Here is a 25,010-nt window from a genome sequence, read left to right as displayed (position 1 = left end):
CCTCCTGTGCTGCATGTCCGGTGCTTCGCGAAGCCGCCGGATCGCATTGTGCTGCTGGCCGCCGACGCTCGTCGAGCGCAGCGTGGTGACGGCGCCGGCCGCGACCCGATGCCAGAAATGCGCCGTCAGTTCGGTGTCTTTGCGCTGCGCCTGACCGCAGCCGCGATTACTTCGCGAGCGTCCGGTATGACACGAGATCGTTGATCGGCCCGATTTCCGGCCCGGTCGCGCCGGGGCGCGTCGCGACCTGCACCACCTTCTCGAACATGATGATGAACGGCGAGTTCGCGAGCACGGCTTTCTGCAGCGCTTCGTAACGCTGCGCGCGCTTCGCGGGCGACGGCTCGACGAGCGCGGCCTCGGTGTCCTTCGTCAGTTGCGGAATGTCCCAGCTGTTGCGCCACGCGAGCATCTTGGTCGGCGACTGGTCCGAGTTGTCCGGGTTCCACGCGAAGCCGCGCGCGTTGCTGTTCGGGTCCATGTAGTCGGGCGACCATTCGCCGATGAAGATGTCGTGCTGGCGCGCGCGGTACTTGCCGATCGCCTGCTTCGCATCGCCGGGGATCAGCTTCACGCGGATGCCGCCCTGCGCGAAGTTCGCCTGCAGCGCCTGCGCGATCTCGAGGTACGGATAGTCGTTCGGCATGTCCATCGTCACGTCGAAGCCGTTCGGCAAGCCGGCCTTCGCGAGCAGCGCCTTCGCCTTCGCGACGTCCTGCTTGTACGGCCGCGCGTTCAGCGTGCCGAGGAAGCCCTCGGGCAGGAAGGTTTCATGCACCTTGTAGGTCGTGCTGACGATGTTGCGCTGGATGCCGTCGTAGTCGACGAGCCATTTCATCGCCTGCTGCACGTCGGGCTTCGCGAGGTTCGGGTTCTTCGTGTTCAGGCTCAGGTACAGCAGCGCGGACACCGGCCACGACGCGACCTTGATCTTGCCGGCCTTCGTCAGCGCGGCGAGGCTGTCGGGGCTCAGGTTGCGCGCGGCGTCGGCGTCGCCGTTCTCCAGCAGCAGCCGCTGCGCGGACGCTTCGGGCACGTGGCGCAGCACGACGCGCTTCATCGGGTACGGCGTGCGGTATTGGTCGAAACGCTGCAGCACGATGCTTTCGTTCGGCGTCCACTTGACGAGCTGGTACGGGCCCGAGCCCGCGTCGTTGGTCCTGAGCCAGCCGCTGCCGAAATCGTTGCCCTGCTGGTGCGACAGCAGCAGCTTCTTGTCGAACACCGATGCAGGGCACGCGCTCAGCACGTTGAGCACGAAGCTCGGCGCGTACTTGCGGTCGGTTTCGAGCACGACGGTCTGCGGGTCGATCGCGCGTACCTTCTGCGTCACGTTCGCCTTCGTGAGGCCGAGATCGGCGAGCACGCCGGCCGGCCCCTTGTCGAGCAGGATGGTGCGCTGCAGCGACCACGCGACGTCGTCGGCGGTCACCGGGTTGCCGGAGTGGAACGTGAGGCCCGGGCGCAGCTTGAACGTGTAGGTCACGCCGTCGGCGCCGACCGTCCACGATTGCGCGATCTGCCCGTCGAAGTGCGTCGGGTCCTTCAGGTCGACGCGCACCAGGCGTTCGTAGGTGTTCGCGACGTACTCGGACGGCACCAGTTCGTAGATCCCGCTCGGGTCGAGGGTCGTGAATTCGCCGAGCTGCGTGGCGACGACGAAGATGCCGGGCGGCGTGGCGGCCTGCACCGGCAACGCCGGAACAAGCGCGACGAGCGCGGCGCTGACGAACAGCCGGGACAGCAGGTGCTTCATGCGGGCTCCGTTGAAAAGGAATCGTGGGTGCGATTCTCTCATCGACGGCTACCCGGATGAAAATATTCGATGCGCGCGCGGTGGCGCGCGGGAGCGGGCCGGGCGAGCGCCCGGCGCCGGCAGGTGGCGGATCAGATCACGCAGCGCGCGATCGCGAAGCGCATCGCTTCCTCGGGCGGCTCGCTGCCCGAGCCGCGCACGACCTTGACGACCGAGCCGTTGCCCGACGGCGTGAGCGTGACGAAGTACGAGTTCGAGCCGACGGCGATGTCGGTCACGCCGTTGTGCTGCGACTGCTCGGTGCCCGACAGGCGGCTGTCGAGGCAGTTGGCGATCGCGTGGGCCGGGCGTTGCGACGACACGTAGATCATCGGCGCTGCGCCGGATGAGGCCGAATCGGACGAGGGAGCGGAGCCGCAGGCGGCGAGCAGGGCGGCGGGAAGGAGCAGCAGGAATCGTTTCATGGTCGGATCGTCGAGTGTCTCGTGTCGAGGCTGGGGCGCGGGGGAGGCGAAACGCGAAGCTTCGCGACGAAACCGCCCGGAATCGGGCCGTTTTTGACGGTCGATTACGGCAAGCGGCTGACGACGGAGTATACCCGCGGCATTTGACGCGGACGTCACGTTGAAACGATTCGATACAACAAGCACCCGCTGCCGCACGGCGGCAGCGGGCGTTTCAGGCGATGGCGATTGGGCGCTTGTTGTGGTCGCTTATTGGCCGATCTTGTTGCCGACCGTATTTTCCTGCCGGTTCAGCACGCGCTGTTCGCTCTTGGTGATGTGGCCGCGATCCTGCACGGCCATGTCCCGCTCTTCCCGGCGGATCTTGCGGTCGTCGCGGTGCAGGCGCGCGGCCTGTGCGTGCGACATCTCGCCTTCCTTCACTTCGTGATGGATGCGGCGATTCTGGTTTGCGAGACGCCGGTTGACCTCTTCGCGGCGCGGATGCGCGTGCTGCCACGGCGTGTCGGCGAACGCGGTGCCGGTCAGCACCGACATCAGCGTGGCGGCGATCGCGAGATGGCGGGCAAGGGCTCGCATGGTGTTTTCTCCTGTCGTTGCGCGTTCGAATGGTGGGCGCTTGAAGAGAAAACGCGGAGCGGGCACCGGTTGTTGACGTGTCGGCCTGTATCGATTGCAAGCGTTCGTTACGTCTGGTGTTTGCGGCGCGCGTCAGGTGAGCCGATAGGATCGGCCGGGCGTCACTTCCGCCGGCAGCGGCTCGCGGTTCAGTTCGAGCAGCGTGCGTTCGATCTGCCGCGTGATTGCATCGAGTGCGAGATGGTTCGGCCCGTCGCCGAACGGCTCGGCGATCGCATGCGCGATCGCGTCGAGCGCGATCAGCGTATACGCGACGAACACGGTGACGAACGGCGTCGCCGCGCCGATCGAGTCGACCAGGCCGAACGGCAGCAGCACGCAGTACGCATAGATGGTCCGGTGCAGCAGCACGTCGTACGAAAACGGGATCGGCGTCGACGCGATGCGCTCGCAGCCGCTCACCATCGCGACGAGATCGTCGAGGCGCGCGTCGAGCATCCACAGGCGCGTGTCGGCGAGGCGGCCCGCATCGGCGCGCGCGGCGAACGTTTCGCGCAGCTCGTGCACGATCGCGACCGGACGGAACCGCGCGGCGGCGACGTGCGCATAGGTGCCGCTGTCGAGCAGCGCGCGCAGGTCCGCGGCCGGATCGGTGCCGCGCAGTTGATGCTTGAGCGCATAGACGAACGCGACGACCGTCCGCACGAACGCGCGCCGCGCATCGTCGTCGCGATCGACCGCGCCGTAGCAGAGCGCCTGCGACACCAGCGTGCGCGTGGCGGTCAGCACGCCGCCCCACAATTGCCGCGCCTCGCGGTAGCGGTCGTAGCTCGCATTGTTGCGAAACCCCGCGAAGATGGCGAGCGTAAGGCCGATCAGCGTGAACGGCGTCGGGTTCAGCGGCACCTTTTCGCCGAGCACACGGCCGCCGCCCCACACCGCGACGAGGCTGATCGCGAGCGTCAGCACGAGCTGCGGCAGGATGGTCGGCAGCACCGAGCCGTTCCAGACGAGCAGCATCCGCAGCCAGTGCTCGCGCGGACGAACGATCATCGTCGGGCTCCGTCAGGCGGCGGTCGAGGCCGGCGCGGCCGCGCGATGCAGCAGCACGGGCACCGACTTCGACGTCGGCGTGTTGCACACGTCGCCGACGCTGTCGAGCGGCACGAGCGGGTTGGTTTCCGGGTAGTACGCGCCGATGCAGCCGCGCGGGATGTCGTACTCGACGAGCAGGAAGCCGTCCGCGCGCCGCTCGATGCCGTCGTGCCACACGGTTTCCATGTCGACCCATTCGCCGGCCTTCAGGCCGAGCATCGCGAGATCGTCGCGGTTGACGAACACCACGCGGCGCTGGCCGAACACGCCGCGATAGCGGTCGTCGAGCCCGTAGACGGTCGTGTTGTACTGGTCGTGCGAGCGCGTCGTCATCAGCGTCATCAGGCGCTCGCCGTGCAGCGCGCGGGCGCGCTGGATCGGCGTGTCGGTCGGCAGCGCGTGCGCGATGAAGTTCGCCTTGGCCGTCGGCGTGAGCCATTCGCGGTCGCGCGATGCGACGCGCAGGTGGAAGCCGCCCGGCCGCGCGATGCGCGTGTTGTAGTCGTAGAAGTCGTCGAGCGTCGCCTCGATCGCGTCGCGGATCTTCGCGTAATCGTCCTTGTACGCGAGCCAGTCGATCTTGCCGCTGCCGAACAGCGCGTGGCCCATATGCGCGACGATCGCGGGTTCCGACATCAGGTTCGGCGACGCCGGCTTGTTCATTCCGTACGACACGTGAACCATGCTCATCGAATCTTCGACCGTCACGCCTTGCGCGACGTTGTCCTGCAGGTCGATCTCGGTGCGGCCGAGCGTCGGCAGGATCAGCGCGTCGCGGCCGTGGATCAGGTGGCTGCGGTTCAGTTTCGTCGTGATGTGCACCGACAGGTCGCAGCGGCGCATGCCTTCCCACGTGCGCGGCGTGTCGGGCGTCGCCATCGCGAAGTTGCCGCCGAGGCCGATCAACACCTTCACGCGGCCTTCGAGCATCCCCTCGATCGTCTCGACGACGTCGTAGCCGTGGTGGCGCGGCGGTTCGAAATCGAACACGTGGCCGAGCCGGTCGAGGAACGCCGGTGACGGCTTTTCCTCGATGCCGACCGTGCGGTTGCCCTGCACGTTCGAGTGGCCGCGCACCGGGCACAGGCCGGCGCCGGGGCGGCCGATGTTGCCGCGCATCAGCATCAGGTTCGTCAGCATCTGCACGGTGGCGACAGAATGCTTGTGCTGCGTGATACCCATGCCCCACGTCGCGATCACGCGCTCGCTGCGCGCATAGAGCTGTGCAAGGCTGTCGATCTGCTCGTACGGCACGCCGCTTTCGGCTGTCAGCGCGGACCAGCTTTCATTGCGCAGATCGTCGGCGAACGCGTCGAAGCCGGCCGTATGCTCGCCGATGAACGCGGTGTCGAGCACGCGCGGCGCACCGGCGGCGCGCGCGGCGTCGTCGAGTTCGAGCACGCGTTTCGCCATCCCCTTGACCAGCGCGAAATCGCCGCCGATCGTCGGCTGGATGAACGTCGATGCGATCTTTGTGCCCGACATCGTCAGCATCTCGAGCGGGCTTTGCGGATCGGCGAAGCGTTCGAGGCCGCGTTCCTTCAGCGGGTTGATCGACACGATCGTCGCGCCGCGCTTCGCGCACTCGCGCAGTTCGCCCATCATCCGCGGATGGTTGGTCGCGGGGTTCTGGCCGAAGATCAGCAGCGTGTCCGCGTGCTCGAAATCGTCGAGCGTGACGGTGCCCTTGCCGACGCCGACCGACGCGGGCAGCCCGCGGCTCGTCGCCTCGTGGCACATGTTCGAGCAGTCGGGGAAGTTGTTGGTGCCGTACCGCCGCACGAGCAGCTGGTACAGGAACGCCGCTTCGTTGCTCGCGCGGCCGGACGTGTAGAACGCGGCCTGGTTCGGGTCGGGCAGCGCGCGCAGGTGGCGCGCGATCAGTTCGAACGCGTCGTCCCACGCGATCGGCACGTAGCGGTCGGTCTGCGCGTCGTACACCATCGGGTCGGTGAGCCGGCCGTGTTGCTCGAGTTCGAAATCCGACTGTTCGAGCAGCTCGGTGACCGTATGCGCGGCGAAGAATTCGGGCGTCACGCGCTTGCTCGTCGCTTCGGCGGCCACCGCCTTCACGCCGTTCTCGCAGAATTCGAACGTCGATGCGTGCTGGCGGTCGGGCCACGCGCAGCCGGGGCAGTCGAAGCCGTCCGGCTGGTTCTGGCGCAGCAGCGTACGGTAGTTGCCGCCGGCGACCTTTTCCTTGATCAGGTTGATCGTGACGGCTTTCAGCGCGCCCCAGCCGGCGGCCGGGTGGGTGTACGGTTCGATGCGCGCGGTGGCGGATTTCTTTTTCATGATGCAGCAGGTGTCGGGGTCGATGGATGCAGAGTACGCGCGGCACCCGTCCGGCTGTGTGTACACCTGTTCACTTCAAAAAAGAGTACAGTTTCGGCCATTCAGACAGTGCGGATCGCAACTGTGTTGTTGAAGGGAAGTTGAAAGGGAGGCGCGTGAAGCGTTACGAACAACTGGCCGACGATCTCCAGGCGCAGATCGAGCGCGGCGTGTACCGGCCCGGCGAGCGGATTCCGTCGGTGCGCCAGGCGAGCCGTCAGCAGCAGCTCAGCGTCACGACGGTGCTGCGCGCATACCTCGTGCTCGAAAGCCGCGGCCTGATCGAAAGCCGGCCGCAGTCGGGCTATTTCGTGCGGGCGCGCGCGGCGGCACCGGCCGACGCCGAACTGCACATGTCGGCGCCGGCCGCCGAGCCGTCGGCGGTGGACGTGAGCCGGCTCGTGCTGTCGACGCTGCGCTCGATCGCGCGCGACGATGCGGTGCCGCTCGGTTCGCCGTATCCCGATGCATCGCAGTTCCCGGTGCAGCGCCTCGCGCGCTATGCGCAGGCGATCGGACGCCGCCGCACGCGCTGGGGCGTGATCGACGACCTGCCGCCCGGCAACCAGGAACTGATCCGCCAGATCGCGCGGCGTTATGCGGAGCGCGGAATCGCGGTCGAGCCGGGCGAGATCGTGATGACGATCGGCGCGACCGAGGCGATCAACCTGTGCCTGCAGGCCGTCGCGAAGCCGGGCGACACGATCGCCGTCGAGTCGCCGACGTTCTACGCGATGCTGCACGCGATCGAGCGGATGGGCATGCGTGCGCTCGAAGTCGCGACGCATCCGGTCGACGGCATCGATCTCGATGCGCTCGAACGGATCCTCGAGCGCGAGCGTATCGCCGCGTGCATGGTGATGCCGAATTTCCAGAATCCGCTCGGCTTCCAGATGCCCGACGCGCGCAAGCGCGCGCTCGTCGAGCTGCTGGCGAAGCACGGCGTGCCGGCGATCGAGAACGACGTCTATCACGAGCTGCACTTCGGCGACACGACGCCGAGCGCACTGAAGTCGTTCGACCGCGACGGGCTCGTGCTGCATTGCGCGTCGTTCACGAAAAGCCTGTCGCCGCGCTACCGGATCGGCTGGGCGATGCCGGGCCGCTACCGCGACCAGGTCGAGAAGCTGAAATTCCTGAACACGCTCGCGACGCCCGCGATCGAGCAACTGGCGATCGCCGAGTACCTGAAACACGACGGCTACGATTTCCATCTGCGGCGCATGCGCAAGCAGTACGCGCAGCAGGCGAGCCTGATGAGCGCGATGGTGCGGCGGTTCTTTCCGGAAGGCACGCGGCTGTCGCAGCCGCAGGGCGGGTATGTGCTGTGGGTCGAGCTGCCGCCGCAGGTCGATGCGATGAAGCTTTACACGCTCGCGCTCGCGCAGCGGATCACGGTCGGGCCCGGACACATGTTCTCGGCGGGCACCGATTACCGGCATTTCATCCGGCTCAACTACAGCTATCCGTGGTCGCGGCAGATCGAGGAAGCGCTGAAGGTGCTGGGGCGGCTCGCATCGGAGTGCGCGTCGCGGTGAGTGCCGCTGTGCCCGGTGGCAGGCGGCGGCCGGTGGCCGGCCGCCGTGGCATGGTTCAACCCGCGTGCGGCGCTTGCAGCCCGGCTTGCACGGCGCCGGCCATCTGCCGCATGTCGAAGCCCGACGGGTGCTGGTACACGCGCAGTCCGAACTCCGGCAGCACCGCGATCAGGTGGTCGAACAGGTCGGCCTGGATGGTCTCGTAGTCGACCCACGTCGTCGTATCGGTGAAGCAGTACAGTTCGAGCGGAATGCCTTCGGCCGTGAGCGGCAACTGCCGCGCCATGCAGGTCATGTCGCGGCGGATCCGCGGATGGCCCTTCAGATAGTTCGCGACATACGCGCGGAACGTGCCGAGATTCGTCAACTGGCGGCGGTTCGCCGGGCAATCGCCCGCCGCGCCGAGCGTGCCGTTCCATTGCTCGATCGCGTCGACCTTGTCCTCGAGATAGTCCTTCAGCAGCGTCAGGCGTTCGAGCCGTTCGATCTCGTCGCTGGAGAGAAAGCGCACGCTCGTCGCGTCGACGAACAGCGCGCGCTTGATGCGGCGGCCGCCCGCTTCGGTCATCCCGCGCCAGTTCTGGTAGCTCTCGGTGATCAGCTTCCACGTCGGCACCGTGATGATCGTGTGATCGAAGTTCGCGACCTTGACGGTGTTCAGCGTGATGTCGATGACCGTGCCGTCCGCGCCGGCCGACGGCATCGTGATCCAGTCGCCGATCCGCAGCATGTCGTTCGACGACAGCTGCACGCCCGCGACGAGGCCGAGCAGCGTGTCCTTGAAGATCAGCATCAGCACCGCGGACATCGCGCCGATGCCGGACAGCAGCAGGCCGATCTGCTTGCCGGTCGCATCGCCTATCACGACCAGCGCGGCCGTGATGAACATCACGAGCTTGACGAGCTGCATCGCGCCTTTCAGCGACAGGCGCGGCTGGTCGCGATGGTGCGTGCGATGCGTGTGTTCGAGCGCGGACAGCGTCGCGCTGATGGTCATCGTCACGAGGAACACGATCAGCGCGAACAGCACCTTGTCGGCGACCTGCACGGCCGTGTCGGGAATGTCGGGCACCGCGCCGAGGCCGAGCTTGATCACGACGAACGGGACGATACGGTTCAGCCACCTGAACGCGCCGAACTCGAACAGCGCGTCGTCGACGCGCGTGGCCGACAGCCGTGCGAGCCGCGCGACCACGCGAAACAGCAGGAAATGGACGGCAGCGGTGATTGCGCCGGCGGCGGCGAGGAGGACGAGGAGGCCGACGAGCGGCGCAAACCAGGATTCGTTCAGGGTCATAGGGGCAGACAGGGGCCTTCTTGTGTGTTGAATCGGCGCCGCGACGCGGCGCGCGCCCGGTGAAGGGCACATGAAAGGGACCGTGATTGTGCCATCGGGTTCCGGGTACATGCGTCTAACGGACGGCGGGCGGCGCGCGGCTCCCGAACCTTCTCACCATTGCGCAGGTATCCTCTTTAATCGGGTGAGGTGAAGGGCGAATCCGCATCACCGCAAGCCCGTGTGCGCACCGGTTATCGGATGCGTCGCATGCATGCCCGCGATCGGCTCGACGCCTTTGCTGCAGGCCTTCGCGGGTGACGGCGCTGGATCGGCGATCCATGCCATCATGCGGGCATCGCATGCGTTGCCGGTGCGTCGCTTGCCGACGGTGAGCGATACGCGGCAGCTTCGCGCACTTGCCATGCGATGCCTGCCCGAGGCACGATGCGCGAACGACTTCGCGAACCGCGTCACCCCGTCACTTCGTCATCACGCATTTCACGCATGCAAGATTCCAGCGAAAACCGTCCGTCAGGCGTGCGGCTGCTGAAAGGCATCCTGCCGATCCGCCGCGCGGGGGCCATCCGCGACGTATTCGCGGGCATTTCGCTCGCGTCGATGGACATCCCGCAGGTGCTCGGTTACGCGCGCATCGCCGGCATGCCGGCCGTCACGGGCCTTTACACGGTGTTCCTGCCGCTCATCGCGTTCGCGTGCTTCGGTGCGTCGCGCCATCTCGTGGTCGCCGCCGATTCCGCGACCGCGACGATCTTCGCGAGCCGGCTTGCATCGATGGCGCCGGCCGGCAGCGCCGACTATGCGGCGCTGGCCGGCATGGTCGCGCTGCTGACCGCCGCGATGCTGCTGCTCGCGCGCATCTTCAAGCTTGGCTTTCTCGCCGATTTCCTGTCGCGCACCGTGCTGGTCGGCTTTCTCGCCGGCGTCGGCGTGCAGGTATCGATCGCGATGCTCGGCGACATGCTCGGCTTAGCCGTGCCGTACCCGGCATCGCGCAGCCTCGCGCAACTCGCCTATGTCGTCACGCATCTCGTCCACGCGAACCGGCCGACCTTCGCGCTCGCGGCACTCGTGGTCGTCGCGATTCTCGCGTGCAAGCGGTTCCTGCCGCGCGTGCCGATGCCGATGATCGCGGTCGCGGGCAGCATCGGCGCGAGCCATGCGTTCGGCTTCGCCGCGCACGGCATCGCGGTGCTCGGGCCGGTCGCGGGCGGGCTGCCGCCGCTGCGCTGGCCGTCCGTCACGTGGCAGCAGTTTCTCGATCTCGTGCCGGTCGCCGCGTCGTGCTTCGTGATGATCATCGCGCAGAGCGCGGCCGCCGCGCGCGTGTTCGCGCAGCAGTACGGCGAGGACGTCGACACCAATGCCGACATCCTCGGGCTCGCGGCCGCGAATGCGGCGGCGGCGGTCGGCGGCGCGTTCGTCGTCAACGGCAGCCCGACGCAGACGGCGATGGCCGATGGCGCGGGCGTGCGCAGCCAGATCGGACATCTCGCGTTCGCCGCCGTCGTGGCCGTCGTGCTGCTGTTCTTCAGCACGACCCTGCAGTATCTGCCGCATGCGGTGCTGGCCGGCATCGTGTTTACGATCGCGCTCGGGCTGATCAACGTGCGCAGCCTCGCGGCGATCCGCAACGAAAGCCCCGGCGAATTCACGCTCGCGCTGGTGACGGCCGTGGCCGTCGTGACGGTCGGCGTCGAGCAGGGCATCCTGCTGGCCGTCGCGTTGTCGCTGATGCGGCACGTGCGCCACAGCTACCTGCCGCACACGATGGTGCTCGAGCCCGTCGAGGGCGACGGGCGCTGGCAGCCGGTGCCTGCGCGGCGCGGCGCCATGACGGCGCCGGGGCTGATCGTCTACCGGTTCGGCTCCGACCTGTTCTTCGCGAACGACCATCTGTTCGCCGCCGAGGTGACCGAACTCGTCGATGCGGCGCCGGTGCCGCCGCGCTGGTTCGTCGTCGACGCGGGCGCGATCACCGATCTCGACTATTCGGCCGCGCGCACCGTGACCAATCTCGTCAAGACGCTGCACGCGCGCGGAATCGGCGTGCTGTTCGGGCGCGTCAACCGCTATCTGCGCGCGGACATGGATCGTCACCGGATCACCGAGGTCGTCGGCGAGGCATGCATCTTCGAGACGCTGCATCAGGCGCTGGAGGCAGCGGGCACGACGCCGGCGCCGCAGGAGCCGGGCACCGTGTAGCGTGAAGCGGGCCCTACGCGGCCGCGCGTAAGCGCGCGAAGCCGTTGCGCAGGTGGCGGGCCAGTTCCGTCGCGGCCGGCGTGCGCTGGCCGCGCGGCAGATGAAGGTTGATCGCGAAGTTCGGCAACGCGGGCAGGCCGCTGCCGGCCGGCAGGATGTCGAGGTCGGCCGGCACGGTGGACGCGAGCCAGACGGTCACCGCGAGATCGGAGCGCACGGTCGCGGCCGTCGCGTCGAAGCTGCCGTTCTCGAACACGGTGCGCCATGCGCGATCGCTGCCGCGCAGCGCGTCGAGCACGGTCGGGCGGAACGCGCAGGTCGGCGCGACCATCGACACCGGCAGCGGCGTGTTCCGGTGCGCGGTGCCGCCTTTCGCACCGACCCAGACCAGCCGGTCGACCGCAATGCATTCGCCGCGCGACGGCCCGACCGGCGCCTCGATCAGCGCGACGTCGAGATCGCCCTGTGTGAGCCCCCGGCGCAGTTCCGGCGATGCCGCGCACACGAGCGAGAGCGCGACCTGCGGATGCGCCTGCGCATAGCCTTTCAGGATCGGCGCGAGACAGGTGCCGACGAGATCCTGCGGTGCGCCGAGGCGAACGGCGCCTTCGACCGCGCCGGCCGTCAGGTCGGTCAGCAGCGCATCGTGCACGGCGAGCAGCCGGCGCGCCTGTTCGAGCAGACGCTCGCCGGCCGCAGTGAGCAGCAGGTTGCGATGCTCGCGGACGAACAGCGGGCCGGACAGCGTTTCGAGCCGCGCGACCTGCTGGCTGACCGCGCCTTGCGTCAGGTGCAGCGCGCGGCTGGCCGCCGTCATGCTGCGATGATCGGCGACCGTGACGAAGGCGCGCAGCAGCGCGATGTCGAGATTGCGTACCATGCGTCGGATTATGAACGCTAATGGCAGGCATAAAAAGCTTTCGCTGTCGTAATGGGAAGATCGCGGGTAAAACGGGGGCTTCGACGACGACAACCGGGAGCTTCTGTGCTGCTTCGCGACTACCTGCCGCTGATGCTGTTCGTGATCGTGTCCACCGTGACGCCGGGCGGCGCGACGACGCTCGCAACCGCATCGGGCGCCCATTTCGGCTATCGGCGGTCGCTGCCGCTGATGGCCGGCATCGCGGCCGGCCTGGCGTCGATGGCGGCGGCCGCCGCGGCCGGGCTCGGCAGCGTGTTGCTTGCGCTGCCCGCGTTGCAGCTCGCGATGAAGGCGGCCGGCTCGTTGTATCTCGTGTGGCTGGCCGTGCGCATCGGGCGCGGCGGCAAGCCGCGGCTCGATGCCGCCGTGCACCGGCCGCAAGGGTTCGTCAGCGGCGTCTGGATGCTCTGGCACAACCCGAAAGGCTGGGCGATGACGCTCGGCGCGGCCGCGTCGTTCGCCGCGCTCGCGTCCGGGCCGGCGCGGCTCGGCGTGTTGCTCGGGCTGGCGTTCGGCTTGGCCGCGATGGCGTCGTTGTCGCTGTGGTGTTTCGCCGGGCTGTTGTTCGCGCGCGTGTTGCGCACGGAGCGGCAGTGGCGCTGCCTGAATGTCGGGCTGGGCGTGCTGCTCGTGGTGTCGATCGTGCCGATGTGGCTGCCGTAGCGACGCTGCGCGCACGTCGCGGCGGCGCGTCCACGTTCAGCGCGAACCGGCGCGCGCGGCGCCGGCAGTTCGTCCGCCCGTACCGGCCGACCACAACGGCAGCCGCAGCGTCGTGACGAAGCTCGCCGCATGCAGCACGCAAAGCAGGCCGAACGCCCACGCGTATGCGGCGGCTTGCGTGCCGCCGCCCGCCGACGATTCGGCCTGTAGCCGCCATGCGAGGAACAGCGTGCATATCGTCGTGAACGTCGGGCCGCCGAGGCGCTGCACGATATTGAGCGATGTCGTCGCCATCGGCAGGTTGCGGCGCTCGACCGACGCATATGCGGCGGAGATCGACGGCGCGCCGATCGCGCTCTGGCCCATGCCGCGCAAAAACAGCGCGGCCACGAGCACGTACGGATCGTAGCCTGTCAGCGCGAGGGACACGAACGGCAGCGTCGCGACGAGGGCGAGCAACGCACCGGCGGCGGCCAGCCGGCGCACGCCGAACCGGCTCGTCAACGCGCCCATCGACGGATAGGTGACGAGCATGCCGAGCCCGAGCGGCGCAAGCAGCCAACCCATCTCGCCCGGCGAGCGCCCGCACGCCTGGATCAGGAACACGGGGATCAGCATCTGGCCCGCGTACATCGCGCCGTTCGACAGAAACTGCGTGCCGGCCGCTGCGCCGAATACGCGGGAGCGAAACAGCGCGAGATCGATCAGTGCGTGTTCGCCCTTGCGTTGCTCGAAGCGCAGGAACGCGGCGAGCAGCAGCGCCGAGCATGCGATCGCGGCGATGCCGGGCGCCGTGCCGATCCGCTCGGCGCCGTACAGGAACAGCACGAGGCCCGGCGACAACAGCGCGAGACCGATCCAGTCGAGTTCGCGTCGTTGTGCTTCGTCACGGTCGCCGGGCAGGAACCGCACGGCCAGCGCGAGCGCCAGCACGCCGACGGGCAGGTTCACGAGAAACAGCCAGCGCCACGACGCGTATTGCAGGATCGCGCCGGCGACCACGGGGCCGAGGATCGGCGCGAGCAGCACGGGCACCGCCGCGTAGCCGATCACGCGCGCCATCTGCTGGCCGGCGACGCGCGCGATCATCATCTGCGCCATCGGTGCGAGCAGCCCGCCGCTGACGCCTTGCAGCACGCGGAACGCGATCAATGACGGCGCGGACCACGCGAGCCCGCACAGCGCGGATGTGAGCGTGAACGCGGAGAAGCACCACAGGTACAGCGCCTTCGCGCCGATGCGGTCGACGAGCCAGCCGTTCAGCGGCAGCACCAGCGTCAGCGCGAGCAGGTAGCCGCTCGTCACCCACTGGATCGTCGACAGGCTCGCATGCAGGTCGGTCGCGAGGCTCGACAGCGAGACGTTGACGATCGTCGCGTCGAGCTGCGACAGCAGCGAGCCGAGCGTCGCGACCGCGCTGACCTTCCAGATCGACGGATCGAGGCGGCCGGCCGCGCGGCCCGCCGCCGGCTGCGCGCGCCGGTCGCTCACGCGCCGCGCCGGTCGAGCAGCGCGACGATGTCCTGCGTCGAGCCCGTTTCGCCGAGGCGCGGGAACACGCGCTCGACGCTGTTCGCGTGCGCGTCCGCGTTGAGGTCGGTCATCGCGTCGACGGCGAGCGTCACGTTGTAGCCGAGTTCGTGGGCCTGTCGCGCGGTCGATTCGACGCCGATGCTCGTCGCGACGCCGGTCAGCACGATCTGCGTGACGCCGGCCGCCTTCAGGTGCGCGTCGAGATCCGTATCGGTAAATGCGCCCCAGGTTTTTTTCGTCACGGCATGGTCGCCCGGCTGCCGGTTCAGTTCGGGCACGAGCTCGGTCCAGTCGGCGGGCAGGGCGGCCACGCGCACCTGCTGCTGCGTGCGGCCCGGCGCGCCGCCGGCGACGTTGACGAGCACGACCGGCAGGCCGCGGCTGCGGAATGCGTCGAGCAGTTCGCGGGTGTGCGCGATCACCGGCGCGACCGGGTGTGCGGTGGGGAGGGCGACGATGCCTTTCTGCAGATCGATGACGACGAGTGCCGTGTTCGTGTCGAGACGGGTTGCGCTCATGATGGGGCTCCGTGGAATGGACGAAGGAAGGCGGGCGCGCGAATGCCGCGTGGCGGGCAGGCCGGGGTCATTGCTCGCCGATGCGGCGAATCAGCGGGATCGCGGCGGCGAGCGTGTCGATGTCTTCGGGGTCGAGCCTTTCGATCGCCGCGCCAAGCCACTTGTGCTTCGCGGCATTGCGCTTGCGGCGTGCGTGGAGGCCAGCGGCGGTCAGCATGAACAGGATTTGGCGGCCATCGGTCGGATGCGGTTCGCGTTCGACGAGACCTTCTTCCTCGAGGCTCGCGAGGATCGCCTTCATCGACTGCGGCTTCATCGCCTCGGCGCGCGCGAGATCGGCGGTCGTCATCGGCCCGTGCCGTTCGAGCCGCGCGAGCGCACTCGTCTGGGACATGCCGAGCCCTTCGGATTCGATCTCGGAGCGCAGCCGGCGGATCAACTGGCCGACCGCGAGGGTCAGGTCGGCGGCGACGAGGTCGGCGGAAACGCCGGGTTTGCGTGGCGGGTTCATGCGGCGGATCATAGAACACGACAGTTAAACTTGCAAGTTTAACTGTCGAATTGGCCGGCAGATCGCGGCACCGCCCGGCACGCGGTTACGTGCGGCGCGGCAGGGCGACCGGCACGACTTCGCTGTATTTAGGCGTGGCGTTCTCGTGCAGCAGGTCGCCGAGATATTGCGCGAGTTCGTCCGCGGCGAGCGCGGGCGGAATCTGCAGGTCGGCCGGGCGCCGCTTGCCTTCGGCGCCGAGATCGAACACGGTCCAGCGGCCGTTCGCACGCACGACGGCGAGCAGCCGTCCGAATGCGCTGAAGCGATATTCGTCCTGCATGGCATCGCTCCGTAGGGTGAACGCGCCGGCCGCCTGTGCGCGCTTACTGGATCGAGCAGGTCAGCCAGCGATGGATTTTGAGTGCGTCGCTCGATACGCCGGCGCGCGTCGGCGCGCCGAGCAGCACTACCGTTTCGCGGCGGCCCTTCACGCGCATGCGCATCACGACGCCGTGCCCCGATTCGTTGATGAAGCCCGTCTTCTGCAGCCGGATCGGCAGACGGCGGTAGCGGACGAGCGGGTCGGAGTTCACGTACAGCAGCTCGCCGTCGCCGGGGCGCACGGTGGTCGACGTATCCGTCGAAAAATAGCGGATCAGCGGATCCTGCGCCGCCGCGCCGACGAGCTTCGCGAGATCCTCGGCCGTCGACACGTTGTGCGGCGACAGGCCGGTCGGCTCCCTGAAGTGCGTGTTGCGCATGCCGAGCCGGCGCGCTTCGCGGTTCATCGCCTTGACGAACGCGGCGCGCCCGCCCGGATAGTCGCGGCTCAGCGCGGCTGCCGCGCGGTTTTCGGACGACATCAGCGCGATATGGAACATGTCGCGGCGCGACAGCTCCGAGCCTACCTGCAATCGCGAGCCGGTGAACTTGATCGTGTCGCGATCGTGCGCGGTGACGCGCAGCACGCCGTTCAGCGGACGATCCGCGTCGCGTGCGACGACGGCCGTCATCAGCTTCGAGATCGACGCGATCGGCCGCACGGTGCGCGCATTGCGGGCCAGCAGCGGCGTGCCGGAGTCGACGTCGAGCACATAGGCCGCGCGTGAATGCAACGACCTGACCGCGCGCGGGTTATAGCCGCAGCTTGCCATCAGACGCGGTTTGGCGGCCGCCGGGCGCGGGCGTACGGCGGTCGTGCGCTTCGCGCGGCGATGCTGCGGGGCGGGCGTCGCATGACGCTTGACTGCACGATGCTTCGCGTGCGTGCGGCGATGCTTGACGGCTTTGATCTTGCGGTGGGCAGGTTTCTTCTTGACGGCTTTCGCATGCACGTGGGCATGCGCGGTGCGATGCGGCTGCGCGCGCTGCGCGGACGCGTTCGCGGCGAACGCGAGCAGCAGGAACGAGAGGGCGAGGATCAGGGTGGTCCGGGCGCGAGGCAGGCGCGCGATGAGGCCGGTCAAGCGAAAGTCTCCTTTTCACGCGCGATGCGGCTGCGCGGAATGCGTGGTCGGTCAGCGGGTGCGGGAAATTATACGGTCGATCGCGTGGCGATGACGATTGGATCGCGCGCAATGGCGCGTGATGCACGCAGATTCGTGTCGTTATTTTGCTGCCGATCAACGGCACGCATGCCGTGAAAAATCGTAAAGGCGTGCCGTTCCGCGGCGGCACACCGCAGGATGCGGCGCAGTTCAGCGCGGCCAGATCCGCCGCGACACGACCGCAAAACTGATCGCGATCGAACCCGTCACGGCGCGTGGCGGCGCGTCTTCGATCGCATCGCCGAAGCGAAAACGGCGGCTGCGTCCGTCGCTGCGTTCGGCACGACGCTTCGGTGCGCGCGTATCGACGGCGGCGGTGCGTTCGTTTGAAACCGCGCCATCGCAGGATGGGGCCGCGACGCATTCGGACACGCGATCTAGTGACATGACAGTAAATTCCGGGAAGGGCATGCCCGTATTGAACGTCATTGCATTCGATCAGTAAAATGAATATTTCGATCATTATGATTCCCTTCAAGAATGGAACTGAAACTGCTGCGAACGTTCCTGACGGTCACCGAGCTGTGCCATTTCAGCCGCGCGGCCGATGCGTTGCACATGAGCCAGCCGGCACTGAGCAAGCAGATCGGCGCGCTCGAGGCGAGCCTCGGCGGCAAGCTGTTCGAGCGCGGGCGGCACGGCGCGGAGCTGACGCCGTTCGGCGAACGCTTCCTGCCTGACGCGCAGGCGCTCGTGCGCGATGCCGACGAGATCCTCGCGCGTGCGCGGGAGGCGACCAGCGGGCAGCGCGGGCATCTGCGGCTTGGCATCTGCCTGTCCGTGCTGACGCTCGTGCCGAAGCTGGTCGCGGAATTTCGTCGCCGCAATCCGGGCATCGCCGTCACGCTGAGCGACCTGTCGTCGTCCGAGCAGACGCGCCGGCTGCGCGCGGGCAAGCTCGACGCCGGCTTCCTGCGCCTGCCGTCCGACGACGGGCTGTCGTCGTTCAAGGTGATCGACGAAGGGCTCGCGCTCGCGGTGCCGCCGCACCTCGGCTTCAAGCGCGTGCCGGCCGACCTCGACGTGCTCAACGAGATCGGCTTCATCGCACTGCAGCGGGCGCGCGGTCCGGGGCTTGCCGCGCAGATCGACCGATGGTGCGTCGAGCGCCGTTTCGTGCCGCACGTGACGCAGCAGGCGGAAGATGTGCAGTCGGTGCTGACGTCGGTCGCGGCCGGCGTCGGCGTCGCGTTCATCCCGTCGCACGCGCAGTACCTGCTGCGCGACGCGACGGTGCTGCCGCTCGACGGCAGGGACGCGAAGTGGCGCGTGGGGCTGGCGTGGCTGTCGGGTCGCGACGATCCCGTCACGACGCATTTCGTGTCGTTCATGCGTGCCGCGATCAAGGGTGCGTGACGCGGCGTATAGTGCTCGCGAATGCATCCTCATCCTGAATGAATGCCGGCCCGGCACCGGCTCACGAACCCGAACCGATGACTTCAGAATCCGACGAATCCCCGCTCGATCCCGCACTCGTTGCGACGCTCGCGACGCTGAACGAGGCCGCGAGCGATCCGGCCGGCAAGATATGGTCGCTGCCTAAGATCGCGAAGCGCGCGCAACTGCCGATGAGCACTTTGCGCCGCGTGCTGACGCAGCTCGATGCCGCGGGCCTGAGCGCGACGACGCTGAACGAGGACGGCACCGGCAGCGCCGCGCTGACCGACGAAGGGCGCACCGTGTGCGCGCAACTGTTCGGCGCGAACGACGCCGGATAAAGGAACGGGCCGCTGATGCGGCCCGTCGTGTTGCGGCCCGACGCATACGTCGCGCCAGCCTGTGTATCACCAGCGCGCCGTCACGCCGCCCATCACCGAATGACGATAGGTCTGGTCGTTCAGCCCGCGCCGGTAGCCGATGTCGAGATCGAGCCAGCGCGTTGGCGAATAGATCGCACCCGCGAGCACGAACGCCGGATTCGCGCCGGCGGTGCTTTCGGTGTTGCGCGACGTGCCGACGTCGACCACGAGCTGCAGCCGGTCGGTCGCCTTGTAGATCGCCGCGCCCGACACGGCCCAGATCGACGTCAGGTCGCCCTGACGATTCGGCTGGTACGCGAGGCCCGCATTCGCGAGCAGCGAGAAGCGCGCGACGTCGGCCTGTGCGAGCAGCGTCGCGCCGGTGCCGACGCGGCCCGTGCCGAGCCCGCGACTGTCGTTGCCGGTCGGCATCGTCACCTTCGGTTTCAGCGCGAGCGACAGCGGCCCGCGTTCGACGAAGCGCCATTTCATGCCGATCTCGACATCGCCGATGCCTGCGCCGTTTTCGTCGGTGCGTGTTTGCAGATGCGTATAAGGCGTGTTGACGTAGAGGTCGACGTGTTCGCCGAACCCGCGCGTGAGCGTCGCGTTCCATAGCTGGTGGCGGCCGCTGTCTTCCTGTCTCGAGGTTTCCTCGGCGTTGAACTCGAACTGCCAGTTCGCATTGCCCTGCGTGCCCGTATCGTCGCTGACGAGCGGGTGGGCCGGATAGGCGTCGAGCGGTGCGAGGAGTGCGCTCGCGGCTGCGAGCGGAAGGATTCTTTTCATTGCTTCACCCGTATTGCATCGTGAGCGGCCGGCTCGCGCGGGTTGCGCGGGCCGGCACGTCGTTATCCGAACGGAATCAGAACCACTGCTTGTAGCGGCGCACATAGATCGTCTTGACGATCTGCGCGAGCAGGATGTAGCCGACCATCGTCGCGGCGAGCCACAGCCAGAAGGTGCCCGGCAGGTGCATGAAGCCGAGCGCATCCGCGAACGGCGAGAACGGCAGCCAGCAGCCGATCGCGATCGCGGTGAACGTCGACAGCAGCACCGGCAGCGCGGCCGTGCTTTGCAGGAACGGGATCTTCTGCGTGCGCAGCAGGTGCACCACGAGCGTCTGCGATACGAGGCTCTCGATGAACCAGCCCGAGTTCATCACGATCTGGCCGCCCGTGCCGCCGTGCAGGTGATACATCGCGCCCGCGCCGAACACGGTCCACATCAGCACGTAGGTCGTGATGTCGAACACGGACGACGTCGGCCCGACCCACAGCATGAAGCGGCTGATGTTGCCGGCTTCCCACTTGCGCGGCTTCTTCAGGAACTCGGGATCCATCTTGTCCCACGGCAGCAGCATCTGCGACGTGTCGTAGACCAGGTTCAACACGAGCAGCTGCGTCGCGAGCATCGGCTCCCACGGCAGGAACGCGCTGGCGACGAGCACCGAGAACACGTTGCCGAAGTTCGAGCTCGCGGTCATGTTCAGGTACTTCAGGATGTTGCCGAACGTCTCGCGGCCCTTGATCACGCCTTCCTCGAGCACCATCAGGCTCTTTTCGAGCAGGATGATGTCGGCGGTTTCCTTCGCGATGTCGGCGCCGCTGTCGACCGAGATGCCGACGTCGGCGTCGCGCAGCGCGGGCGCATCGTTGATGCCGTCGCCGAGGAAGCCGACCGTGTGCCCGTTCGCCTGCAGCGCCTTGACGATGCGCGCCTTTTGCAGCGGCGTGAGCTTCGCGAACACGGTCGTGCGTTCGACGACCTGCGCGAGCGTTGCGTCGTCGAGCGCCTCGATTTCCGCACCGAGGATCGGCTTGCCGGGTTCGAGGCCGACCTGGCGGCACACCTTCATCGTGACGGTCGGGTTGTCGCCCGTCAGCACCTTCACCGCGACGCCGTTCTCGCGCAGCGCGGCGAGTGCCGGCGCGGCCGACTCCTTCGGCGGATCGAGGAAGGTCAGGAAGCCGCGCACGACGAGATCGCGTTCGTCGGCGGTGCGGTACTGCTCGCGTTCGTCGCCGCGCGGGATCGTGCGCGTTGCGAGCACGAGCACGCGGAAGCCGTCCTCGTTGTACGCGTTGGCCCGTTCGAGCAGCCGCTTGCGCGCGACGAAGTCGAGCGGGCGCACGCCGTCTTCATCCTGCACATGCGTGGAGACGGCCAGCATTTCCTCGACCGCGCCCTTGCAGACCAGCAGGTGCGTGCCGCGCGTATCCTCGACGACGACCGACAGGCGGCGGCGCACGAAGTCGAACGGCAGCTCGTCGATCTTCTTGTAGCCCTGCGGCTTCGCGCGTTCGCCGATCTCGTCGGCGCGTGCAACGACCGCGATGTCGATCAGGTTCTTCTGGCCGCTCTGGTGGAAGCTGTTCAGCCAGCCGAGCCGCAGGATTTCCTCATTTTTGTGACCTGACAGGTCGAGGTGGTGTTCGAGGATGATCTTGTCCTGCGTGAGCGTGCCGGTCTTGTCGGTGCACAGCACGTCCATCGCGCCGAAGTTCTGCACCGAGTTCAACCGCTTGACGACGACCTTGCGGCGCGCCATCGCGATCGCGCCGCGCGCGAGGTTCGCGCTGACGATCATCGGCAGCATCTCGGGCGTGAGACCCACGGCCACCGCGAGCGCGAACGTGAGTGCGCTCAGCCAGTCGCCCTTGGTCAGGCCGTTGATCATGAACACGATCGGCACCATCACGAACATGAACTTGATCAGCAGCCAGCTCACGCTCGCGACGCCGCGGTCGAAGCTCGTCTCGATGCGCTTGTGGCTCACGACGTTGCGCGCAAGCGAACCGAAGTACGTGTCTTCGCCGGTCGCGACGACGACAGCCGTCGCCGTGCCGCTGACGACGTTGGTGCCCATGAAGCAGACGTTCTCGAGATCGAGCAGCGGCGTCGACGCATCGTTCGTCGCGCCGGCCGTGCCGGTGCTCGCCGATTTGCCGGCCACCGCGCCAAGCGTGTCGTATTTCTCGACGGGCAGCGCTTCGCCCGTGAGCACGGCCTGGCTGATGAACAGGTCGCGCGACGCGAGCAGGCGCACGTCGGCGGGGATCATGTCGCCGGCCGACAGGTGCACGATGTCGCCCGGCACGACCTCGCGCATCGGCACCTCGCGGCGCGCCGGCTCGGCGGTATCGGTGATCGCGCGCTGCACGGTGGCCGTCGTGCGGACCATCGCCTTGAGCTTCTCGGCCGCGCGCAGCGAACGGAATTCCTGCACGAAGCGCAGCAGCGCGCTGATCGTGACCATCGTCAGCAGGATCGTCATGCCGACGTAGTCGCGATCGCCGGGCGCCGCGAAGTAGACGTCGGTGAAGAAGCTGATGGCGGCCAGCACCAGCAGCACGTAGACGAACGGGTTGTGGAATGACATCAGCAACTGGCGGGACCAGTGCGGCGGCTTGTCGTGCGCGATTTCGTTCGGGCCGTGGTGCTGCAGGCGGTCGGCGGCCTGGCCGTAGGTGAGGCCGCGCGTGCTGGTGCGCAGCGACTTCAGCGTGTCTTCGAGCGGGCGGGCCGCTTCCTGCGCGGCGCGCATGATGCGCGGTTCGTTCTGCTGACCGGGGCCGGTCTTGATGAAGCCGCGCTGTTTTTTCTGAGAATGGTTTCGTTGTGTCATGGTCGCTCCTGGCGCGCGAGGCGGCGGGCGGGGAGCGGCCGTGACGTTATCGACGCACGAGCGCTCCCCGCCGCGTCGCGTCAAACGCGATCGGCTGTGGATCGGTAAAGGCGGGAACGCTCGCCGGCGCGCGGAGTGCGGTCGGACGGACGATGCGCAGCGTCGCACCGGCGAGCGGTAATCGACTACTGTCGTCTGAGTTCATCTGCACTCCTGTCGGTTGCGAGTCATCGGCACGGGCGATCGGCAGCCGCGCACGCACGAAGGCGCGCGGCCGGACGGCACGCGAACGGAAAACGCACGCGGCTGGCGCCGCGCGCAATACGAACGCACACGCGCGACGGCGCGTCGCGTGCATTCGACAACATCGAAAAATTCGGCGGGGAATCTGGCCGGTCAGGCCGGAAGGACGCCGCATCCTGCTTCCCGGGATGCGGCAGAAGACGAGGCTCTGCGCGTTTTCCTCAGGCAGCAGTCAAGTTGGTCGAGCACCAACTACAACTCGCATCGGTGTTCACAGAACACTCCATGTAATCAGACGGGGGCGATGGTAAAGGCTCGTCGTGCGAAGCGTCAACCTTTTTGTCAGGTGTTATTTCGAGAAACGGAACGGGTCGATGAGGCGATCGCCGGATCGCCGGCCGCCGGAAAAAAACAAACCGCGCGCACGCCATGTCGGCATGCGCGCGGCTGCGTCGAGGCAGGGCGCCGGTTACCGGTTGGCTGCCGCGACGGCGGCCCCTGCATCGAGAATGCCCGAGCCCGCCGGCATCGCGGTGCACGACGTGCCGGCCGCCAGCTTCGCCGCGCGCGTGCCGCCTTGCAGCTTCTGCTGGATCTGCGCGGGCGTGAGGTTGCCGTTCACCGCGAGCATCAGCGCGGCGACGCCCGTCACCTGCGGCGTCGCGAGGCTGGTGCCGCTCGCCGGGCCGTAGGTGTCGCCGCCCGGCGTCGTCGTGCCGCTGTTGGCCGTCGACAGGATGTTGACGCCCGGCGCGCTCAGCGTGATGTTGGCGCCGAAGTTGCTGAACGATGCGCGGCGGCCGGTCGCGTCGGTGGCGCCGACGCTGATCACGCCGCGGCAGTTCGCGGGCTGGTCGAGCCCGGTCGACAGGCCGTCGTTGCCGGCGGCGACGACGACGGTCACGCCCTTCGCGTTCACGTCGTCGATCGCCTGCTGGAACGTCGTGCTGCATGCTCCGACGCCGCCGAGGCTCAGGTTGATGATTTTCGCGGGCGTCGGGTTTGTCGGTACGCCGGTGACGGGAATGCCGGCCGCCCAGCGCATCGCGTCGGCGATGTCGCTCGTCACGCCGCCGCACTTGCCGAGCACGCGCACCGGCAGGATCCGGCCGAGCCACGACACGCCGGCGATGCCGATGCCGTTGTTGGCGGTCGCGCCGATCACGCCCATCACGCGCGTGCCGTGCCAGCTGCTGGCGCTCGGTTCGCTCGCGCAGTGATAGTACGGGCCGCTCGTGTTGTCGAGTTCCTGCTGCGTGACCCAGTCGCCCGGGTCGGTCGCGTCGGAGCCGCGCGACACGCCGTTGTTGCTGGTGTTGACGTTGGTGATGAAGCTGTAGCCGGGCAGCAGGTTGCCGACGAGGTCGGGGTGCGGCCGATAGCCGGTGTCGAGCACGGCCGTGACGACGGTCGGCGAACCCTTGGTCGTGTTCCATGCGGGCGGCAGGTCCACGCCGGCGGTCGGATCGGACAGATACCACTGCTGGCTGTAGCTGGGGTCGCTCGGCGTGTCGCGGACCTTCATCGGGTGATCCGGTTCCGCGTAGTCGACGTCGGCGTCGGCGGCGAATGTCTGCGCGAGCGCCGTCGCGTCGGCGGCCGCGACACGCTGGCCGAGCGACAGCACGGCCGCGCCGTTCGAGATCGTCCGCTCGACCTGCACGTTCAGCGGCGTTTGCGTCGTCGAGGCCGCATACGCACGTGCGGCGCCGGTCGCCGTCGGCGCCGTCCAGCGTGTCATCGAACGCTGGATCACCGCATCGAGCCGCGTGCCGTCGTCGATGGCCGCCATCGCACGCGTGGCCGTCAGCGTCTTCAGCTTGACGATCAGGTGGTCGACCGGCGGCTCGTCGGGCGTGGTCTGGGCGGCCATCTGCACGGCGGCTTGCTGGGTCGTGCAGGCGTTGCTGCCGGACGTGGTGGGCGGGGCCGTGGGGGCGGGCGTCGGGGTGGGCGCGGGGGCCGGCGTCGGGGCCGGTGCCGCGTTGGTCGGCGACGGGTTGCTGCCGTCGCCGCCTCCGCCGCCGCAGCCGGCGAGGGGCAGGAGGGCGGCGGCAGACAACATGCCGGCGAGCATGCGCGCATGAGCGGAACGCGCCAGCGCGAAATTGAAACGTTTGGCTTTCATGTTGAAAGTCGATCCTCGTATAGAACCGTCGTGCCGGCGGTGTGCCCGGTCCGGCAAAACCGGACCTTGTCGTTTTTTGTCTGGTGGTCGCGGCGGGGTTGCTGCGACGCGCCATGCACTGGGTAACGGCCGCTGTGGCGGCTTCTTGAGTATGTTTTGTGTGAAAAAAGAGCAAGACGCAAACGATTACGTTGCGGCATTGCAGCATGAACGCGCGTTTGGAACGAGTGGCACAGAAGATGGGGTCGAGCCCGCAAGCGGCCGGTCGGGCGAAACGCGCGGGCGCGGGCGTTTTTGCGCGCCACGGAAAACGGCTGCCCGCGGCGTA

22 protein-coding genes are annotated in these 25,010 nt (G+C 67.9%); 5 read left to right on the top strand and 17 right to left on the bottom strand.

Going from position 1 to position 25,010, the window contains the following annotated elements; all coding sequences use genetic code 11:
• Positions 1-166: 166 nt before the first annotated feature.
• The 5 genes from ACPUER_RS09980 to ACPUER_RS09960 form a co-directional block, all read right to left on the bottom strand.
• Positions 167-1,756, bottom strand: coding sequence for an ABC transporter substrate-binding protein (locus ACPUER_RS09980; RefSeq protein WP_310137530.1), 1,590 nt, complete (start codon positions 1,754-1,756; stop codon positions 167-169).
• 131 nt (positions 1,757-1,887) lie between these two features.
• Positions 1,888-2,220, bottom strand: a complete 333-nt coding sequence (locus ACPUER_RS09975; RefSeq protein WP_310137533.1) for a sugar ABC transporter ATPase — start codon at positions 2,218-2,220, stop codon at positions 1,888-1,890.
• Between the two features lie 249 nt (positions 2,221-2,469).
• Positions 2,470-2,799, bottom strand: coding sequence for a hypothetical protein (locus tag ACPUER_RS09970; RefSeq protein ID WP_425130991.1), 330 nt, complete (start codon positions 2,797-2,799; stop codon positions 2,470-2,472).
• Positions 2,800-2,931: 132 nt separating this feature from the next.
• Positions 2,932-3,852: a bestrophin family protein gene (locus ACPUER_RS09965; protein WP_175959282.1), complete on the bottom strand. Its 921-nt coding sequence runs from the start codon at positions 3,850-3,852 to the stop codon at positions 2,932-2,934.
• Positions 3,853-3,864: 12 nt separating this feature from the next.
• Entirely contained in the window at positions 3,865-6,189 is a 2,325-nt protein-coding gene (locus ACPUER_RS09960; protein ID WP_425130990.1) for an FdhF/YdeP family oxidoreductase, read from the bottom strand.
• Between the two features lie 155 nt (positions 6,190-6,344).
• On the opposite strand from ACPUER_RS09960, the gene ACPUER_RS09955 reads away from it, so the two are divergent.
• Complete coding sequence (locus ACPUER_RS09955; RefSeq protein ID WP_425130989.1) at positions 6,345-7,766, top strand: PLP-dependent aminotransferase family protein; 1,422 nt, start codon at positions 6,345-6,347, stop codon at positions 7,764-7,766.
• Between the two features lie 55 nt (positions 7,767-7,821).
• Here the strand turns inward: ACPUER_RS09955 and ACPUER_RS09950 are convergent, their stop codons facing one another.
• Positions 7,822-9,063: a mechanosensitive ion channel family protein gene (locus tag ACPUER_RS09950; RefSeq protein WP_425130988.1), complete on the bottom strand. Its 1,242-nt coding sequence runs from the start codon at positions 9,061-9,063 to the stop codon at positions 7,822-7,824.
• Positions 9,064-9,549: 486 nt separating this feature from the next.
• Here ACPUER_RS09950 and ACPUER_RS09945 point away from each other — a divergent pair, with 486 nt between their 5' ends.
• The gene (locus ACPUER_RS09945) at positions 9,550-11,268 is read left to right on the top strand and encodes a SulP family inorganic anion transporter (protein ID WP_425130987.1); all 1,719 of its coding nucleotides are present in this window, start codon (positions 9,550-9,552) and stop codon (positions 11,266-11,268) included.
• A gap of 13 nt (positions 11,269-11,281) precedes the next feature.
• On the opposite strand, the gene ACPUER_RS09940 is transcribed toward ACPUER_RS09945, so the two are convergent.
• A complete protein-coding gene (locus tag ACPUER_RS09940) occupies positions 11,282-12,148 on the bottom strand; it encodes a LysR substrate-binding domain-containing protein (protein ID WP_425130986.1) in 867 nt (288 codons plus the stop codon).
• 51 nt (positions 12,149-12,199) lie between these two features.
• Here ACPUER_RS09940 and ACPUER_RS09935 point away from each other — a divergent pair, with 51 nt between their 5' ends.
• Positions 12,200-12,853 carry a LysE family translocator gene (locus tag ACPUER_RS09935; protein ID WP_175959277.1) on the top strand — a complete coding sequence of 218 codons (654 nt, stop codon included), beginning with the start codon at positions 12,200-12,202 and terminating at the stop codon, positions 12,851-12,853.
• Positions 12,854-12,889: 36 nt separating this feature from the next.
• Here the strand turns inward: ACPUER_RS09935 and ACPUER_RS09930 are convergent, their stop codons facing one another.
• The 6 genes from ACPUER_RS09930 to ACPUER_RS09905 all read right to left on the bottom strand — a co-directional run bounded on the left by ACPUER_RS09930 (position 12,890) and on the right by ACPUER_RS09905 (position 17,373).
• Entirely contained in the window at positions 12,890-14,344 is a 1,455-nt protein-coding gene (locus ACPUER_RS09930; RefSeq protein WP_425130985.1) for a DHA2 family efflux MFS transporter permease subunit, read from the bottom strand.
• Positions 14,341-14,904, bottom strand: a complete 564-nt coding sequence (locus ACPUER_RS09925; protein WP_425130984.1) for an isochorismatase family protein — start codon at positions 14,902-14,904, stop codon at positions 14,341-14,343. The genes ACPUER_RS09930 and ACPUER_RS09925 overlap by 4 nt, the downstream gene beginning before the upstream one ends.
• 67 nt (positions 14,905-14,971) lie before the next feature.
• Positions 14,972-15,427 carry a MarR family winged helix-turn-helix transcriptional regulator gene (locus ACPUER_RS09920; RefSeq protein ID WP_425130983.1) on the bottom strand — a complete coding sequence of 152 codons (456 nt, stop codon included), beginning with the start codon at positions 15,425-15,427 and terminating at the stop codon, positions 14,972-14,974.
• Positions 15,428-15,500: 73 nt separating this feature from the next.
• On the bottom strand, positions 15,501-15,737 hold the full coding sequence (locus tag ACPUER_RS09915) for a DUF7661 family protein (protein WP_425130982.1): 237 nt from the start codon (positions 15,735-15,737) through the stop codon (positions 15,501-15,503).
• A gap of 43 nt (positions 15,738-15,780) precedes the next feature.
• Positions 15,781-16,863: a serine hydrolase gene (locus tag ACPUER_RS09910; RefSeq protein ID WP_425130981.1), complete on the bottom strand. Its 1,083-nt coding sequence runs from the start codon at positions 16,861-16,863 to the stop codon at positions 15,781-15,783.
• A 231-nt stretch (positions 16,864-17,094) separates the two neighbouring features.
• A complete protein-coding gene (locus ACPUER_RS09905) occupies positions 17,095-17,373 on the bottom strand; it encodes a hypothetical protein (RefSeq protein ID WP_175959272.1) in 279 nt (92 codons plus the stop codon).
• A gap of 51 nt (positions 17,374-17,424) precedes the next feature.
• Here ACPUER_RS09905 and ACPUER_RS09900 point away from each other — a divergent pair, with 51 nt between their 5' ends.
• Together ACPUER_RS09900 and ACPUER_RS09895 are read left to right on the top strand one after the other, a co-directional pair.
• Positions 17,425-18,300 carry a LysR family transcriptional regulator gene (locus ACPUER_RS09900; RefSeq protein WP_425130980.1) on the top strand — a complete coding sequence of 292 codons (876 nt, stop codon included), beginning with the start codon at positions 17,425-17,427 and terminating at the stop codon, positions 18,298-18,300.
• 77 nt (positions 18,301-18,377) lie between these two features.
• The gene (locus ACPUER_RS09895) at positions 18,378-18,662 is read left to right on the top strand and encodes a transcriptional regulator (protein ID WP_175959271.1); all 285 of its coding nucleotides are present in this window, start codon (positions 18,378-18,380) and stop codon (positions 18,660-18,662) included.
• 66 nt (positions 18,663-18,728) lie between these two features.
• Here the strand turns inward: ACPUER_RS09895 and ACPUER_RS09890 are convergent, their stop codons facing one another.
• From ACPUER_RS09890 to ACPUER_RS09875, 4 genes are all read right to left on the bottom strand, one after another.
• The gene (locus ACPUER_RS09890; RefSeq protein ID WP_425130979.1) at positions 18,729-19,472 is read right to left on the bottom strand and encodes a transporter; all 744 of its coding nucleotides are present in this window, start codon (positions 19,470-19,472) and stop codon (positions 18,729-18,731) included.
• Between the two features lie 76 nt (positions 19,473-19,548).
• On the bottom strand, positions 19,549-22,311 hold the full coding sequence (mgtA, locus tag ACPUER_RS09885; protein WP_425130978.1) for a magnesium-translocating P-type ATPase: 2,763 nt from the start codon (positions 22,309-22,311) through the stop codon (positions 19,549-19,551).
• 46 nt (positions 22,312-22,357) lie between these two features.
• A complete protein-coding gene (locus tag ACPUER_RS09880; protein WP_175959268.1) occupies positions 22,358-22,516 on the bottom strand; it encodes a hypothetical protein in 159 nt (52 codons plus the stop codon).
• A gap of 507 nt (positions 22,517-23,023) precedes the next feature.
• A complete protein-coding gene (locus tag ACPUER_RS09875) occupies positions 23,024-24,682 on the bottom strand; it encodes a S8 family peptidase (protein WP_175959267.1) in 1,659 nt (552 codons plus the stop codon).
• Positions 24,683-25,010 lie beyond the last annotated feature (328 nt).

This window comes from Burkholderia sp. DN3021 (assembly GCF_049805555.1).
Classification (GTDB): Bacteria; Pseudomonadota; Gammaproteobacteria; order Burkholderiales; family Burkholderiaceae; genus Burkholderia; species Burkholderia pyrrocinia_C.
This window is presented reverse-complemented; position numbering and strand designations above follow the sequence as displayed.

What these genes read in the sequence shown, in the direction of transcription:
- ACPUER_RS09980 (WP_310137530.1), bottom strand. Translation starts at nt 1,756, where the DNA reads ATGAAGCACCTGCTGTCCCGGCTGTTCGTCAGCGCCGCGCTCGTCGCG.
- ACPUER_RS09975 (WP_310137533.1), bottom strand. Translation starts at nt 2,220, where the DNA reads ATGAAACGATTCCTGCTGCTCCTTCCCGCCGCCCTGCTCGCCGCCTGC.
- ACPUER_RS09970 (WP_425130991.1), bottom strand. Translation starts at nt 2,799, where the DNA reads ATGCGAGCCCTTGCCCGCCATCTCGCGATCGCCGCCACGCTGATGTCG.
- ACPUER_RS09965 (WP_175959282.1), bottom strand. Translation starts at nt 3,852, where the DNA reads ATGATCGTTCGTCCGCGCGAGCACTGGCTGCGGATGCTGCTCGTCTGG.
- ACPUER_RS09960 (WP_425130990.1), bottom strand. Translation starts at nt 6,189, where the DNA reads ATGAAAAAGAAATCCGCCACCGCGCGCATCGAACCGTACACCCACCCG.
- ACPUER_RS09950 (WP_425130988.1), bottom strand. Translation starts at nt 9,063, where the DNA reads ATGACCCTGAACGAATCCTGGTTTGCGCCGCTCGTCGGCCTCCTCGTC.
- ACPUER_RS09945 (WP_425130987.1), top strand. Translation starts at nt 9,550, where the DNA reads ATGCAAGATTCCAGCGAAAACCGTCCGTCAGGCGTGCGGCTGCTGAAA.
- ACPUER_RS09940 (WP_425130986.1), bottom strand. Translation starts at nt 12,148, where the DNA reads ATGGTACGCAATCTCGACATCGCGCTGCTGCGCGCCTTCGTCACGGTC.
- ACPUER_RS09935 (WP_175959277.1), top strand. Translation starts at nt 12,200, where the DNA reads ATGGGAAGATCGCGGGTAAAACGGGGGCTTCGACGACGACAACCGGGA.
- ACPUER_RS09925 (WP_425130984.1), bottom strand. Translation starts at nt 14,904, where the DNA reads ATGAGCGCAACCCGTCTCGACACGAACACGGCACTCGTCGTCATCGAT.
- ACPUER_RS09920 (WP_425130983.1), bottom strand. Translation starts at nt 15,427, where the DNA reads ATGATCCGCCGCATGAACCCGCCACGCAAACCCGGCGTTTCCGCCGAC.
- ACPUER_RS09915 (WP_425130982.1), bottom strand. Translation starts at nt 15,737, where the DNA reads ATGCAGGACGAATATCGCTTCAGCGCATTCGGACGGCTGCTCGCCGTC.
- ACPUER_RS09905 (WP_175959272.1), bottom strand. Translation starts at nt 17,373, where the DNA reads ATGACGTTCAATACGGGCATGCCCTTCCCGGAATTTACTGTCATGTCA.
- ACPUER_RS09900 (WP_425130980.1), top strand. Translation starts at nt 17,425, where the DNA reads ATGGAACTGAAACTGCTGCGAACGTTCCTGACGGTCACCGAGCTGTGC.
- ACPUER_RS09895 (WP_175959271.1), top strand. Translation starts at nt 18,378, where the DNA reads ATGACTTCAGAATCCGACGAATCCCCGCTCGATCCCGCACTCGTTGCG.
- ACPUER_RS09890 (WP_425130979.1), bottom strand. Translation starts at nt 19,472, where the DNA reads ATGAAAAGAATCCTTCCGCTCGCAGCCGCGAGCGCACTCCTCGCACCG.
- mgtA (WP_425130978.1), bottom strand. Translation starts at nt 22,311, where the DNA reads ATGACACAACGAAACCATTCTCAGAAAAAACAGCGCGGCTTCATCAAG.
- ACPUER_RS09880 (WP_175959268.1), bottom strand. Translation starts at nt 22,516, where the DNA reads ATGAACTCAGACGACAGTAGTCGATTACCGCTCGCCGGTGCGACGCTG.
- ACPUER_RS09875 (WP_175959267.1), bottom strand. Translation starts at nt 24,682, where the DNA reads ATGAAAGCCAAACGTTTCAATTTCGCGCTGGCGCGTTCCGCTCATGCG.